This is a genomic window from Actinoallomurus iriomotensis, from assembly GCF_030269445.1.
GTDB classification, from domain to species: domain Bacteria; phylum Actinomycetota; class Actinomycetes; order Streptosporangiales; family Streptosporangiaceae; genus Actinoallomurus; species Actinoallomurus iriomotensis.
On record NZ_BSTJ01000016.1, the window covers coordinates 44,386 to 58,778 of the forward strand.

Consider the following 14,393-nt stretch of genomic DNA (forward strand, 5'->3'; position numbering starts at 1 on the left):
CTCCCGCGAGAGGTCCGGCCCCTGCCGCGGGCCTCGGGCGGGTCGATCCGGACGCGGGCCTTTACGCTGTAGATCGCGAGAAGTGTTCCCGGTAGAGCGTCCGGGCGTACGCGAGGAACATGACGAGGGCGACGACGCCCGCGCTCCAGCACTGGCCGCTGCCCGCGTGCGCCCCGCCGGCCGTCGCCAGGTTCATCCCGTCGATCAGCAGGACGGCCGTCGCCACCCCGTACAGCGCCGTCCCGGCCACCGGGAGCACCCCCGGCATCGGCGTCACCCGCGCGGCGCCCAGGCGCCGGCGCACCAGCGCATATCCGCCGAGAACCAGCAGGCCGAGCACGCCCGCCGCGACGCGCCCGCCGACGACCTCACCGAAGTGGTCGCGGACCACGGCGTCGAGACAGCCGTGCGCCGGATGCCCCAGTTCGGCGCATCGCTGCGGCGTGTAACGCACCCACGGCAGGTCACCGGCGACGAAGGCCGGCCCGAAGAGCCAGCCGAGCACCTGCGCGAGCACCCCGCTGACCCCGATGGCGACGAGCCCGGCCGCGGCGGAGGGCACCAGCCGGGCGAGTTCGGGAGCGATCAGCACCCACGCGGGCCGTCCGCCGAACCGGCGCGCGACCGCCCACGGCGAACCGAAGCGCGTGACGGCCCGGCGTGCGGCGTCCTCCTCCGTCAGCCCGTCCGCGACGCCGTCGCGCACGGCGTCGCGCAGGTGTTCCTCCGTCTCGGCGAGCACCCGGGAGACGTCCGCGCCGGAGCCGCGCAGGCGGGCCGAGAGCCGGTCGAGGTAACGCTCGATCTCGTTCATGCCAGCACCGCCCCCACCCCGCGGGAGAACGTCCGCCAGTCTTCGCGCATCCCGGTGAGGGCGGTGGCGCCCGCCGCGGTCAGCTCGTACAGCCGGCGACGGCGTCCGGACTCGTCGGCCCAGTAGCTGCGCAGCAGGCCGCCCTTCTCCAGCCGGTGCAGCGCCGGGTAGATGGTGCCCTCCGGCAGGTCGAAGGCACCCTCGCTCCGGTCCCGGAGCTCGCTGATGATCGCGTAGCCGTGCGCCGCCCCGCGGGCGAGCACGGACAGCAGGAGCAGGTCGAGATGCCCCTTGAGTTGTTCTCGTCGCATACCTCGTAACTCTAGGCATAGCATTACGAGGTGTCCAGCCGCCGAGTTCCGGGAGATGCCCTGCCTCAGGAGCGGAACGGGATCGTGACCGCCAGCGACGTGCCGCATCCGGCCGGACTCGTGACCTGGATGGTGCCCCCCAGCGCTCGGACGCGGTCCTTGAGACCGGTCAGCCCGGAGCCCCGGGCGGGGTCGGCTCCGCCGATCCCGTCGTCGCGGACCGTCAGGTGGATCTCCGACTCCTCACCGCCGAGCTCGATGCGCACCACGGACGCGTGCGCGTATTTGAGGACGTTCGTCAGCGCTTCGGAGACGAGGTAGTAAATGGTCACCTCGAGCTTCTCGGGGAGGCGGCGGTAGGCGCCGATGCGGAGTTCGACGGGCACCGGAGATCGGGACACGAGCGCCTTGAGGGCGGCCGGCAGGCCACGCCGCGCCAGCATCGGCGGCTGCAGCCCCCGGGAGATCTCCTGGAGCTCGATGATCACGTCCGACAGGCCCTGGGCGGTGTCGGACAGCTGCCGCCTGAGTTCGCCGTGTTCGGGCGGCACGTTCGCCTCGGCCGCGCGAAGCTGGAGTGCCAGCGAGATCAGATGCTGCTGCACGCCATCGTGCAGGTCACGCTCGATGCGCCGTCGTGTGGCGTCGGCGTTGGCGACGAGGCGGGCACGGGAGGCGATGAGCTCCGCCCGGGTCTCGGCCTGCGCGATCGTGGAGTTCAGGAGCTCCACGAACTTGGCCATGCGTTCTTCGGTGTCGTCCGGCGGCGGCTCCGACCCGATGTACAGGCAGGCCATCGTGCCCCAGAGACGGTCCTCGACGATGACGGGGCAGGCCACGACATGCCCGACGTGGGTCGCCCGATGCCAGTCGCCGACCTCGCTGCGGATGGCCTCGGCCGCTCGCCGGGCCGGCCGGTGCGTGCGCAGGGCCGCGGCCGAAGCCGTGTCCTCCTTGAGCGGCCAGCGCCCTCCGAAGGGAAGGTCGATCTCGGGAACGTCGGGAGCGCGGTACAGCGTCACGATCGACATCGTCTGGTCGGCCTCACGCCGATTGATCGTGGTGTAGTCCGCCTTGATGAGGCAGCCGAGGGCCTTCGCGGCCGCGTCGAAGATCACCGGTGGCGAGGCACCGCGCGCCACCAGAGTCGCGACATGCTGCAGGGCGGCCCGTTCTTCCGGGTCACCATCGGTTCGCCGAGAGCGCGCCGCCTTCGGGCGACCAGGCGATCGCCTTCGCGTCTCGGCCGGCCCCGACGAACGCGAGGCCCGTGCGTTCACGGCTTGTCCTCGTGACCAGTTGATCGGAGGTTCGCATTCGACCAGCTCACTGTATCGACGATGACGATCTGTGGACAAGTCGCGGCGAAGAGTGATCATCTGCGCTCGCTACTGTGGTCCGCAGCGAAAACCGAAGGAGGTTCGGGTGGATTTCGACCTGCCGGAAAGTGCCGTCGCCGTACGGGACGGGGTCGCCGCGATCGGCGCGCGCCACGGGCTGGACTACTGGGACCGCTGCGACGCGGACAAGCGCTGGCCCGAGGAGGTCTGGCACGCGCTGGCGGACGGCGGGTGGCTCGGCCTCGCCGTGCCCGAGGAGTACGGCGGCGGCGGGCAGGGCCTGCTCGAACTCGCGGTCGCCGCCGAGACCCTCGCCGCCTCCGGCGCGGGCGCGGCGGCCTCCTTCCTCTATCTGCTCACCCCCGCCTTCGGTGCCCTGACCATCGCCCGGCACGGCACCGAGGAGCAGAAACGCGCGCTGCTGCCCGGCCTGGCCGCGGGCGAGTCGGAGACCTGCTTCGCCATCACCGAGCCCGACGCCGGGAGCAACGCGATCAACATCGCCACCCAGGCCCGCCGCGACGGCGACGACTTCCTGGTCACCGGCCAGAAGATCTGGATCTCCGGGGTCGAACGCGCCCGGCACATGGTCCTGGTCGCCCGTACGATCCCGGCGGCGGAGGCGAAGCCGCGGGTCAGCGGGTTCACGATCCTGCTGGTGGACATCGAGGAGGCGGTCGCCGCCGGCACCCTGACCTACCGGCCGATCCCCAAGCTCGGCACCAACACGGTCGCCTCGAACATGGTCTTCCTCGACGACGTACGCGTCCCCGCCACGAACGTCGTCGGCCGGGTGGACGAGGGCTTCGCCGTGTTGTGGGACATCCTCAACCCCGAACGGATCATCGCCGCGGCCGGCGCCGCCGGCAGCGGTGAGCTGTGCCTGAAGGTGGCCTGCGACTACGCGAAGGACCGCGCCCCGTTCGGACGGCCCATCGGCGCCAACCAGGCGGTCGCGTTCCCGCTCGCGCGGGTCAAGGCGCAGGTGGAGCTGGCGCGCCTGATGACCTACAAGGCGGCGTGGCTGTGGGACCGGCAGCGGCCCTGCGGTTCGGAGGCCAACATCGCCAAGCTCACCGCCGCGGAGGCGGCCTGGCAGGCGGCCGACCGGATGTTCCAGGCGCACGGCGGCATGGCCTACTCCCTGGAGTATCCGGTGGCCCGGCTGTTCCGCGACGCCCGGATCGGCAAGAACATCCCGGTCGCCGAGGAGCTCGTCCTGGCGCACATCGCCCAGCACGAGCTCGGCCTGCCGAAGTCGTACTGACCGGCCGTTCCGGGGCGCGCTCCCGGAGCGGACCGTCCGCGGGCGTTCAGGCGGACTCAGGCGGATCCGGTGTGGAAGTAGTGGCCCTTGTCGAGGTCGTCGAGGAGCCCCGGCTGGGTGGGCTGCCATTCCAGCTGCTCGCGGGTCAGCGCGCTCGACGCCGGGCTGTCGGCTGAGAGAGGCCCGGCGAGCCAGCCGAAGTGCGCGCCCGCGTCCTCGGGCGAGATCGCGGCCACCGGAACGCCGAGATGGCGCCCGATCACCTCGGCGACGGCGCGGAGGGGCACGCCCTCGTCGGCGACCGGGTGCAGCGCCGATCCCGCCGGAGCCTTCTCCAGTGCCAGGCGGAACAGGTGCGCGGCGTCCAGCCGGTGTACGGCGGGCCAGCGGTTGGAGCCGTCGCCGATGTGACCGGAGACGCCCTTGTCCCGTGCGATGGCGACCGCGGCCGCCAGGAAGCCGCGGTCTCCGTCGCCGTACACCGTCGGGGGCAGCCGCAGCACGGACGAGCGGACGCCGCGGGAGGCGAACGAGAGTGTCAACCGGGCGGTGGCCTGCCGGACGCTCGGACCCTCGCCCGGCTCCCCCGGAGCCGGCTCGCGTCCGTCCCGCTCGGTCGCCACCCGCCCCGGCGCGAGCCCGAGCAAGCCGGAGGCGAGGACGAACGGCCGGTCGGAACCGGCGAGCACCTCGCCGAACATCTCGACGGCGCGGCGATCCGCGTCGGCGGCGCCCTGGAAGTCTCCTGAGAAGGCGATGTCGTGCTTGAACGCGAGGTGGATCACGCCGTCCGACGCGGCCGCAGCGTCTCGCAGGACGTCGAGATCGTCGAGGGTGCCGCGCCGCACCTGCGCCCCGGCCGCGGTGAGGGCGGCGGCCGAGGCGTCCGAGCGAGCCAGCCCGGTGACCTGGTGGCCCGCGCCGATGAGTTCGGGGACGACGGCGGAGCCGATCCAGCCGGACGCGCCCGTGACGAAAACGCGCATGACGAAACCTCCAGAAGAGTGGGTGCCCTCGACGCGAAGCGTGCGCGAGGACCAGAGACCGATGTCAGTCGCTGTCATCGTCATCATAGGCATGTCAGTCGCTGACATCAACTAGGATCTGCGCATGGGTCGATGGCAGCCGAACGCGCGCGGGCGCCTCGCGCAGGCGGCGATGGAGCTCTACAGCGAGCACGGGTTCGAACAGACCACGGTCGCGGAGATCGCCAAGCGGGCGGGGCTGACGGAGCGCACGTTCTTCCGGCACTACGCCGACAAGCGTGAGGTCCTGTTCGCCGGCGGGTCCGTGCTGGAGGACCTGTTCGTACGGGCCGTCGCCGACGCGCCGGACTCCGCCGGGCCGATCGACGCGGTGGCCGCCGCCCTGGCGGCCGCCGACACCGTGCTCCTGGACCGCGAGTCCGCCCGGCAGCGTCAGGCCGTCATCGACGCGAACGCCGAGCTGCGCGAGCGCGAGCTGATCAAGCTGGCGTCCCTCGCCTCGGCGCTCACCGCCGCGTTGCGCGGGCGCGGCGTCACGGACCTGACCGCGAGCCTGGCCGCCGAGGCGGGCATCGCCGTCTTCAAGGTCGCGTTCGCCCGCTGGATCGCCGAGGGCGAGCGGAAGGACCTACCGCGGCTCATCCGCGAGTCACTCGACGAACTCAGAGCCGTCGCCTCGAGTCTCTCCTAGCATCGCGTCGCGGATGAGCGTGTCGAGCCGCCGCCACGCCGGGGACGCCGCGTTGACCATGCCCTGGATGAGGACGGGGATCTCGGAGGCCGCGTCCAGCCGGGGCGGACCGCCGGCTCCGTAGCGCTCCCGGCTCGCCTCAGCGACCCGGCGGGCGAGGCCGTCGATGCGAGGATCGCCGGCGTCGAGGTCGTAGGTGTGGTCGTACTCGAGAAAGAGCCGCCGCAGCGCGGGATCGGCCAGAATCTCCCGCTGGTCCTGGCCGGCTGTCCGATGGTGAGCACCCGTCCCTCGTCTCGCTTGACCTTCCCCCAGGGGCAGGGCCACACCATGGCGTCATGGTGAACACGAACGTCGACCGGGAGCCCCTGCGGACCTGGCCGATGACGGCAACGAGGCCGCTCTGGACCGGCTGGCCGACCTCGCCGACGCGGCAGATGACGTCGCGGAGCTGAGCGAGCTGCTGGACGAGGGGTCCATACGGGCCGGGTTCCTGCTGACCCGGCGCGCGGCCGCGGCCGGCGACCTGCGCGAGCTGCGGCGCGTCCGCGATGCCGGGTACGAGGACGCGGGAGACGAACTGAACCGGCTGCTGACGGGGAGCGGCCCCGGATCCTAGGAACGCTCCGGGAGGCGTACGGCCACGGCCGGGTCGTGTGCCGCGCGGAGGTCGCGTTTGAGGATCTTGCCGGAGTGGTTGCGCGGGATCGCCTCGGCGAACTCGTACCAGCGTGGACGTTTGAAGGCGCCGAGGCGTTCGCGGCAGTGCGCGTCCAGCTCTTCGGCGCCGACCGGCTCGCGGACCACCACCAGGGCCTTGACCGCCTCGCCCCAGCGGCGGTCCGGCACGCCGATGACCGCGGCGTCGCCGACGGCCGGGTGGGCGAGCAGCACGCGTTCGACCTCGGCGGAGTAGACGTTCTCCCCGCCCGACTTGATCATGTCCTTGGCGCGGTCGACGAAGAAGAGGTATCCGTCGTCGTCGCGGCGCATCACGTCGCCCGTGTGCAGGAATCCATCGCGCAGCGTCTCGGCGGTCGCCTCGGGCAGGTTGGCGTACCCGGCCATCATCGACGGGCCGCGGACCAGCAGTTCCCCTGCCTCGCCGGGCGGCGCGTCGACCGCCACGTCGAAGGCGGGCAGCGGGCGGCCGACGGTGCCCGGCCGGGCCAGCTCCTCGGCGAGCGTGGAGACGGACACGAAGTTGCCCGCCTCGGTCGAACCGTACACGCCCCGGTAGTCCACGCCGGCCTCGGCGAGCATCCGCAGCGTCGCGGCCCGCTCGGTGCCCGCCATGCCGTACACCAGGCGGACGGGCCGGGCGGCGGGGTGCCGGAACGCCCTGCGCGTGCCGGCCGGGAAGATCGCCACGGTGACGCCGTGCTCGCCGACCAGCGACCACGTCTCGTCCAGGCCGGCGCCGGACGGGAACACCACGGTGCCGCCCATCGCCAGGTGCGCGAGCGCCGCGCCGTACCCGGCGACGTGGAACAGCGGCAGCGTCGCGAGCAGCCGGTCACCGGCGGTGAGGCCCAGCCCCTGGACGGCGTTGGCCGTCGCGGCCACCCAGCCGCGGTTCGTGAGCAGGCAGCCCTTCGGCCGTCCGGTCGTCCCGGAGGTGTAGAGGCTGATCACCGGGCTGTCGTCGTCCGGCCGCGCCGTGTGAGGGCCGGTGGCGGTGTCGAGCCGGGTCTCCAGCTCCTCGCCGATCACCCAGTGGGCCAGGCCGAGCAGCCCGGACGCGCGGGCGAGCGGTTCGAGCGCGGGATGCACCACCGCATGCACGGCGCCGGCGTCCTCGACCTGGAAGCGGATCTCGGCCGGCGCCAGGCGGGTGTTGAGCGGCACCACGCACGCGCCGAGCAGCGACGCGGCGAACGCGGTCTCCAGGGCCTCCGGCGCGTTGACGGTCAGCAGCGCGACGCGGCCTCCCGCCCGCACGCCCGCGGCGGCGAACACCCCGGCCAGCCGTTCGACGCGCCGGGCCAGCTCACCGTACGTGCGGCGGCCTCCCGCCCAGGCGAAGGCGGTGCGCGACGGCCACAGCGCGCCGCCGCGGTGAGCGAGGTCTCCGAGCAGCATCCGCCCTCCTGGTCCGCGCGTGCTCCCCCGCACCTGGGGGAACCTCATCCATGAGAACACAACACCAGGAGCGATTGCGATGCCCAAGCCGTACGCCAGCACCGTCCTGCCGGTCTCCGCCGATCGGGTGTGGGAGTACCTGCGCGACTTCGGCAACATCGCCGAGTGGCATCCGGGCATCGTGACCGCCGAGCTGGAGCACGGCGCCGGCGACCAGGTCGGCTCGGTGCGCCGACTGACGGGACCGGGCGGCGAGGTGTTCCGTGAGCGCCTGGTCGCGCTGGACGACGGCGAGCGCTCCTCGACGTACGACCTGTTCGAGGGCCCGTTCCCGGTACGGTCCTACCGCGCGACGCTGCGGGTGGCGCCGGTCACGGACACCGGGCTCGCGTTCGCCGAGTGGTTCGCCCGCTACGACGCCGACGCCCAGGACGAGGCGTGGCTGACCAAGACCTTCGCCCGTGGCATCTTCGCGACCGGCCTGGCCGCCCTCCAGGAGCGGTTCACCTGACCGCCGCTCAGAACCGCGGCGGCCGCTTCTCGCGGAGGGCGCGGACGCCCTCGCGCAGGTCCGGGCCGCCGAAGCCGAAGAACTCCATCGCGAGCGACGCGTCGAAGGCGGGGCCGGCCGTGCGGAGCCAGTTGTTGAGCGCCAGCTTGGTGAACCCGATGGCCTGTGCCGCTCCCCCGGCGAGGCGGCCGGCGATCTCCAGCGCCCTCTCGTGCACCTCGTCGTCGTCGACGCACACGCTGACCAGGCCGATCCGTTCGGCCTCCTCGCCCGTCAGCGGCTCGCACAGCAGCAGGTGGTACTTGGCCTTGGCCAGCCCGCACAGCAGCGGCCAGACGATCGCGGCGTGGTCACCGGCGGCGACGCCGAGGCGGGTGTGGCCGTCGATGATCTTCGCGGTGCGGCCGGCGACCGAGATGTCGGCGAGCAGGGCGACGGCGAGTCCCGCGCCGACCGCCGGACCCTGGATCGCGCTCACGACCGGCTTGGCGCAGTTGATGACGTTGTAGACGATGTCGCGCGCCTCGCGCAGGACGCGGGAGCGCACGTCGTAGTCGGCCATCATCTCCTCGATCATGTCGAGGTCGCCGCCGGCCGAGAACGCCGTGCCCTCACCCCGGACGACGATGGCGCGCACGTCGTCGTCGGCGTCCGCGTCGCGCCAGATCTCGGCGAGTTCGCGGTGGCCGGTCGCGTCGACGGCGTTGAGCCGTCCGGGCGCGCTCAGCGTCACTCGCAGGACACCGTCGGCGGCCCAGTCGATCTTCAGCCGCTCGTACGACGCGTAACTCATCGCTCCTCCTGACCAAAAGACCGCCGGAGACGGCCGGCCGCCCACACACGGGCGGTGTGGGCGTCGTCGAACACCTCCGGCATCGTGCTGAAGTTGTGGATCATGCCGTCGAAACGGCGCAGCTCGACCGGCACGCCGGCGGCGGCGAGGGCGTGCGCGTACGCCTCTCCCTCGTCGCGGAGGATGTCGTACTCGGCCGTGAGGATCGTCGCCGGCGGCAGCCCGGACAGGTCGGGGGCGCGCAGCGGCGCGATCCGCGGGTCGCAGCGGTCGGCGCTGCCGAGGTAGTGCCCGAAGAACCAGGCCATCGAGGCCGCGCTCAGGCCGTAGCCCTCACCGAACTCGGTGAAGCTGGGCGAGTCGAGCCCGGAGTCGGTGTTGGGGCACATCAGCAGCTGGTGGGCGAGCGCGATGCCCTCGTCGCGGGCGAGGCGCGCGGCGACGGCCGCGAGATTGCCGCCGGCGCTGTCGCCGCCCACGGCCACCAGGTCCGGCGCGACCCCGTAGTGCCCGGCGCGCCGTACGACGTCGGTCGTCACCGCGAAGGCGTCCTCGACCGCGGCCGGGAACGGGTGCTCGGGCGCCAGGCGGTAGTCGACGCTGACGACGACGCAGCCCGCCTCGGCGGCGAGCCGGCGGCACATCGGGTCGGCGGAGTTCAGGTCGCCGATCGACCAGCCGCCGCCGTGGAAGTAGACGAGCGCGGGCAGCACGCCGTCCGCGGGGCGGTAGGTGCGGATCGGGATCGCGCCGACGGCCGCGTCCTCGACCGCCTTCAGCTCCGGCCCGGCGCCCCGGTGCGGGCTCATCCGGGTGGCGGCGCGCATCGCGGCGAGGTCGGGCTCCGCCGGTGCCGCGCCGGTCCGCATGACCTCCAGGAACGCGACTGACTGCGGATGCAGCGGCATGCGCTCGACCTCCAGACTCGGCTCGCGCCGACCATATCCCAGGCGTTGCGTACGCCCGGGGCCGTGCGTCTCAGCCTCGGGTCTCGGCGACGAGCGCCTCGATGAGGCGTGGGTCGTCGGCCTCCTCCGGGTGCCACTGCACGCCGATGCCGAAGCGGTGCCCCTGGAGCTCGATCGCCTCGATGATCTGGTCGTCGGCCCACGCGACCGTCGACAGGCCCTTGCCCAGCCGCCGCACCGCCTGGTGGTGGCCGCTCATCACCTCGGCGTGGTCACCGAGGGTCTTGCCGAGCATGCTGCTCGCGCTGATCTGGACCGGGTGCCGGCCGAACCGGCCCGGCGAGGGCTCGTGCGCGTGCCCGCCGACGACGTCGGGCAAGTGCTGGATCAGGCTGCCCTCGCGCACGACGTTGAGCGCCTGCATGCCCCGGCCGATGGCGAGGAAGGGCAGGTCGGCGTCGATCGCCGCGCGCAGGAGCGCGAGCTCGAAGCGGTCGCGGTGCGGCTGCGGCGGGCCGGTCTGCTCGTGCGGCTCCTCGCCGTACCGGGAGGGCTCGAGGTCGCCGCCGCCGGAGAAGATGAGGCCGTCGAGCCGCTCGATGAGGACCGGGATCGTGGCGCGAACCGAGGGCGGCACGAGGACGGGGACGGCACGCGCTCGCTCCACCGCCCGCTGGTACGCCACCGGGAGCAGCACCGCCTCCCGTACCCAGTCGGCCCAGCGGGCGGCCTCGATGCCGGCCGTGATTCCGATGAGCGGGGGACCCGCACCGTACGTCGCCCCTGCCATGCCAGAGCCCCCTCCTTGACGCCGCGCCTACGGGCGCCTCGATCGCTTGTGATCATCATTGCGCATAGTCGCGCTTTTCGGGCCCATCCCCACCAAGCCCCCGATAAGCCGCCTTCCGGGCGCGGTCGCCGGGGCACCCGCGGACCGCCCCCGGACCGGACGCCACCGCCCGGTGACGCCTCGGCACGGGATGACGGAACCCCGCCCCCGAGTCAATGATCCTTCGAACTCGTTGGAATTTCTTATAACACTCTTGAAGTGGAGGATATCAGTGCCGCCCGTAAAACGATCTTATACCGGTTGGTATTTGTCACCGCCCGGCAATCACTCTCCGAGCATAAATAGTCGATTACCGATTACAGTACGTATATGCCCGGACTCTGCCGCCGTAGGTGGTTGATGTTCTCCCTGGTGAGATGCGAAACTTCCTGCGGGGGAAAAGTGATCGAGGTCATCGAACCGACAGTGGGGGGATTGATGAAATCGGTGAATCCCCGGATCATCAAGGAGAGTTTTGCCCTATTCGAGGGGAGAGAGGAGGATATTTCGGGCTATTTCTACGGCCGCCTATTCGCCGACAATCCGCACCTGCGCGCCCTCTTCCCGCCGGCCATGAACCGGCAGCGCGATCGTTTCTTCCACGCCATCCGGGAGATCGTCTGGAGCATCGACAGCCCGGGCACTCTCTCGACGCTCCTGTCCCGGCTGGGCCGCGACCACCACAAGTTCGGGGTGACGCGCGAGCACTACGACGCGATGGGGCGGGCGCTGCTGGCCACGCTGCGTAAGTTCGGCGGTGACGCGTGGACCGCCGAGATGGAGTGCTCATGGCGGCACGCCTACGCCACCGCGGCCCACATGATGGCCGAGGCCGCCGAGGAGTCGCCGCTGCCGCCGTGGTGGACCGCCGAGGTCGTCGAGCACGAGCTGCGCCGGCCCGACATCGCGGCGCTGACCGTACGCCCCGGCTCGCCGCTCCCCTACCGCGCGGGCCAGTACGTCACCGTGCAGACCGCGCGCTGGCCGTGGACGTGGCGGCCGTACTCCGTCGCCAACGCCCCGCGCCCGGACGGCCTGCTGCGCTTCCACGTACGCGCGCTGCCCGCGGGATGGGTCGGCGGGGCGCTCGTCCGGCACACCAGGATCGGCGACACGCTGCTGCTCGGCCACGCGGCCGGCACGATGACCCTCGACCCCGACTCCGACCGCCCCATCCTCTGCGTCGCCGGCGGCACCGGCCTCGCACCGCTCAAGGCCCTGGTCGAGGAGGCGGTCGAGAAGGACCTGCGCCGCGACATCCACCTGCTCTTCGGCGCGCGCACCGAGGCCGACCTGTACGACCTGCCGGACCTGCGGGCCCTGGAGGAACGGACGCCGTGGTTGCGGGTCGTCCCGGTCGTGTCCGAGGACCCGTCGTACGACGGCATGCACGGCATGGTGCCGGGCGTCCTCGACCGGTTCCCCGACTGGTCGCGCCACGACGCCTACGTCGCGGGACCGCCGGAGATGATCCAGCGCACGGTCACGGCCCTGGACGAGCTCGGCGTCCCCGCCGACCACATCCACTACGACCGCATCGACCGATAGGACCGCTCATGCCACGGAGAGAAGCGCCTCGCGCTCGCCCGGGATGAACCGAACGTCTTCCCGGTATCCATCGGCGTGCCGTTCCCCGCGGTGCACCTCGAACGCCGGATCACCCGCGCGGATCCGCTGGTCGATTCTCAGCCGTGCCGTGCCTCGGCACGTCGTCGCAGGAAGGCGGCGGTCTCGTCGTCGGCGGGGAAGAACGCCTCGATGGCCAGCTCGGCGAGGGTGACGTCCTCGGCGGTGCCGAAGGTCGTGACGGTGCTGAAGAAGGCGAGCACCTGGTCGTCGTACCGCAGCCGGGTGGGCAGCGCGATGTCGTGCGAGGGCTCGTGCGGGCCGTCATCGTCGCCGCCGTACGCCCGGGTCTCCTCGTGCAGGGCCGTGAGCTGCGGGTCACCGGTCAGCGCGACCTGCCGCGCCATCCGCGCGACGAGATGCGCCCGCACCTCCGGCAGGTTGACCGCACGCGCGGCGAGCCCCCGCGGATGCAGCGCGAGACGGTGGATGTTGATCGGCGGGCGCACCAGGTCCTCGGGCAAGCCCTCCAGGAAGAGCATGGCCGCCTCGTTCGCCATGACGAGGTTCCAGAGCCGGTCGACGACGAGGGCGGGGTACGGCTCGTGCCCGTCGAGGACCCGGTTGAGCGCCTGCCGCGCCGGTCGCATCTCGGGCGAGTCGATCGACCGCTCCCGGTAGACGGGCGCGAACCCGGCCGCCATGAGCAGCCCGTTCCGATCGCGCAGGGGCACGTCGAGTCGCTCGGTGAGCCGCAGCACCATGTCCCGGCTCGGCCGGGCGCGCCCGGTCTCGAGGAAACTGAGGTGACGGGTGGAGATCCCCGCCTCGTTGGACAGTTCGAGCTGACTGAGCCTGCGCCGGCGACGCCAGTCACGCAGCAGATCCCCGACGGGCCGGGTGGCGGTTGCGGTAACCATAGTGCCCGCACGCTATCCAGCCCGGTGACCACCGGCGATTACCGGGGAGGTAATGCGGGCCGTTCCGTGCAGCCCATGACCTCAGCATCTACCAGCGCAGCGGCCGTCAGCCACCGCCCCACCGAACAGGACCAGACACGCAATCGTTCACCCTTGGGCGCGCGCGGCATCGCCCGGCCCGGTCATCCCGTCGTCGTCCCACCCCGCGTGGGGAGCGGCCAGGCCACGGTGGTGAAGGTGGAGCACTCCACGACTGAACGACCTGGGGGAAGATCCGATCCGGGGTCGGCCTTCGCCGCCCCGGATCTCTCCCTTGAACGGGCCTCGCCTCGTTGGGCTTGGTCAGCGGTTCCCGATGTAAACCTGCTCGGCCAGGTAATCGGAGACGCTGCCCTGGTAACCGATCTTGTAAGGGCCGTCCCACTTATTAGGGTCTGCCTTTTTTGAGTTGTAGAACCAGACCTGCGAACCTCCTCGGTTCCACAGGTAGTAGACGTGGAAATAGAGCGTGTGCCACCCGGGCGATGGGGCGAGCCACGGAACGCCTCCGGTGCCTGTGTTACCCCAGTAGCACGAATAACCTGCCTTGCACCCATTCCACGACGCGGCGCCGGCTGGACTGGACGTTGCCACCACGGTGGAAGCGGTGAGTGCCGCCGCGGCCGCCAAGCCGACTACGGCTTTCCTGGTACTCGATCTCATGTGCCTGATCTCTTCTCTGACCACAGCGCGTCACGCCGTCCTGATCACGCTCTCCTGTTCGGCCGGCCCTCTGCGGCCGACGCTGCGTGTTCGACAAACATGCGCCAAAGTACGGCCGCTCCACAGACCCTTTCAGGCATGGCTTAAACGCCCAGTACCACGCGATGCCGCACTGTTTCGCCTCAGCTGACCAGCTCGCCCGGCTGCAGAGCCAGCAGGGCCGCTCGGTCTGGGCCCGCGGCCTGGCCGACGGCGATGACGAAATCCGCACGACGGTCGGCCGGGCGCTGCACGCGCACTACCGGGCTGCGGTCGCACCGCCCTGGCCACTGATCGAAGCGAACGTGGCCACCGACCGTGCCGTTCGCATCCGAACCCGCCGGCCGGACCCTCCCACCGCGCCATGACCAGAGCTGCCGACGATTCGTTCATTCGGCGTGGTCAGTCGCATGCGCGCGCCGCGCGGCTCCTCTTTCGACGCCCTTGGACGCTTCAGCCCGTAATCCGGATTGCACCATGAGCGGAACTCTCGAGATTCGCCGCCGAACGACGGTTGCCGGATTGCGATTTTGGTATGAGAGTGCTCGTCACAGGCGGAACCGGTGCGATCGGCGGTCCTGCGATCCGGCACCTGTCCATCCCGTCCGCCGCGCCCCTGTGTAGGGATGCGGGA

General features: G+C 71.6%; 15 protein-coding genes. 5 read left to right on the forward strand and 10 right to left on the reverse strand.

The features are described 5' to 3' along the window. Positions 1-61: 61 nt before the first annotated feature. From QSK37_RS44970 to QSK37_RS44980, 3 genes are all read right to left on the reverse strand, one after another. Positions 62-814: a permease prefix domain 1-containing protein gene (locus QSK37_RS44970; protein ID WP_285634228.1), complete on the reverse strand. Its 753-nt coding sequence runs from the start codon at positions 812-814 to the stop codon at positions 62-64. Continuing rightward, positions 811-1,125, reverse strand: coding sequence for a PadR family transcriptional regulator (locus QSK37_RS44975; protein ID WP_285584250.1), 315 nt, complete (start codon positions 1,123-1,125; stop codon positions 811-813). The genes QSK37_RS44970 and QSK37_RS44975 overlap by 4 nt, the downstream gene beginning before the upstream one ends. A gap of 65 nt (positions 1,126-1,190) precedes the next feature. Next, entirely contained in the window at positions 1,191-2,243 is a 1,053-nt protein-coding gene (locus QSK37_RS44980) for a GAF domain-containing sensor histidine kinase (protein WP_285634231.1), read from the reverse strand. A 307-nt stretch (positions 2,244-2,550) separates the two neighbouring features. Here QSK37_RS44980 and QSK37_RS44985 point away from each other — a divergent pair, with 307 nt between their 5' ends. Further along, positions 2,551-3,732 carry an acyl-CoA dehydrogenase family protein gene (locus QSK37_RS44985; RefSeq protein WP_285634234.1) on the forward strand — a complete coding sequence of 394 codons (1,182 nt, stop codon included), beginning with the start codon at positions 2,551-2,553 and terminating at the stop codon, positions 3,730-3,732. A 56-nt stretch (positions 3,733-3,788) separates the two neighbouring features. Here QSK37_RS44985 and QSK37_RS44990 read toward each other — a convergent pair whose 3' ends face one another. Further along, positions 3,789-4,718, reverse strand: coding sequence for an SDR family oxidoreductase (locus QSK37_RS44990; protein WP_285634237.1), 930 nt, complete (start codon positions 4,716-4,718; stop codon positions 3,789-3,791). Between the two features lie 124 nt (positions 4,719-4,842). Between QSK37_RS44990 and QSK37_RS44995 the strand changes: the two genes are divergently transcribed. Next, a complete protein-coding gene (locus QSK37_RS44995) occupies positions 4,843-5,409 on the forward strand; it encodes a helix-turn-helix domain-containing protein (protein ID WP_285634240.1) in 567 nt (188 codons plus the stop codon). Here the strand turns inward: QSK37_RS44995 and QSK37_RS45000 are convergent. Then, entirely contained in the window at positions 5,368-5,736 is a 369-nt protein-coding gene (locus QSK37_RS45000; RefSeq protein WP_285634243.1) for a hypothetical protein, read from the reverse strand. The two genes, QSK37_RS44995 and QSK37_RS45000, sit on opposite strands and share 42 nt — an antisense overlap. 288 nt (positions 5,737-6,024) lie before the next feature. After that, positions 6,025-7,491, reverse strand: a complete 1,467-nt coding sequence (locus tag QSK37_RS45005; protein ID WP_285634247.1) for a class I adenylate-forming enzyme family protein — start codon at positions 7,489-7,491, stop codon at positions 6,025-6,027. A 79-nt stretch (positions 7,492-7,570) separates the two neighbouring features. Between QSK37_RS45005 and QSK37_RS45010 the strand changes: the two genes are divergently transcribed. Beyond that, positions 7,571-8,002, forward strand: coding sequence for an SRPBCC family protein (locus tag QSK37_RS45010; RefSeq protein WP_285584236.1), 432 nt, complete (start codon positions 7,571-7,573; stop codon positions 8,000-8,002). A 7-nt stretch (positions 8,003-8,009) separates the two neighbouring features. Here the strand turns inward: QSK37_RS45010 and QSK37_RS45015 are convergent, their stop codons facing one another. The 3 genes from QSK37_RS45015 to QSK37_RS45025 all read right to left on the reverse strand — a co-directional run bounded on the left by QSK37_RS45015 (position 8,010) and on the right by QSK37_RS45025 (position 10,493). Continuing rightward, the gene (locus tag QSK37_RS45015; RefSeq protein ID WP_285634250.1) at positions 8,010-8,795 is read right to left on the reverse strand and encodes an enoyl-CoA hydratase/isomerase family protein; all 786 of its coding nucleotides are present in this window, start codon (positions 8,793-8,795) and stop codon (positions 8,010-8,012) included. Then, positions 8,792-9,703, reverse strand: coding sequence for an alpha/beta hydrolase (locus tag QSK37_RS45020; RefSeq protein WP_285634253.1), 912 nt, complete (start codon positions 9,701-9,703; stop codon positions 8,792-8,794). The genes QSK37_RS45015 and QSK37_RS45020 overlap by 4 nt, the downstream gene beginning before the upstream one ends. A 70-nt stretch (positions 9,704-9,773) precedes the next feature. Continuing rightward, a complete protein-coding gene (locus QSK37_RS45025) occupies positions 9,774-10,493 on the reverse strand; it encodes a gamma-glutamyl-gamma-aminobutyrate hydrolase family protein (RefSeq protein WP_285634256.1) in 720 nt (239 codons plus the stop codon). A gap of 477 nt (positions 10,494-10,970) precedes the next feature. On the opposite strand from QSK37_RS45025, the gene QSK37_RS45030 reads away from it, so the two are divergent. Continuing rightward, positions 10,971-12,080, forward strand: coding sequence for a globin domain-containing protein (locus QSK37_RS45030; RefSeq protein WP_285634259.1), 1,110 nt, complete (start codon positions 10,971-10,973; stop codon positions 12,078-12,080). Positions 12,081-12,217: 137 nt separating this feature from the next. On the opposite strand, the gene QSK37_RS45035 is transcribed toward QSK37_RS45030, so the two are convergent. Beyond that, positions 12,218-13,018, reverse strand: coding sequence for a helix-turn-helix transcriptional regulator (locus QSK37_RS45035; protein WP_285634262.1), 801 nt, complete (start codon positions 13,016-13,018; stop codon positions 12,218-12,220). Between the two features lie 788 nt (positions 13,019-13,806). Here QSK37_RS45035 and QSK37_RS45040 point away from each other — a divergent pair. Further along, complete coding sequence (locus QSK37_RS45040; protein ID WP_285634265.1) at positions 13,807-14,127, forward strand: hypothetical protein; 321 nt, start codon at positions 13,807-13,809, stop codon at positions 14,125-14,127. The last annotated feature ends 266 nt before the right edge of the window (positions 14,128-14,393 follow it).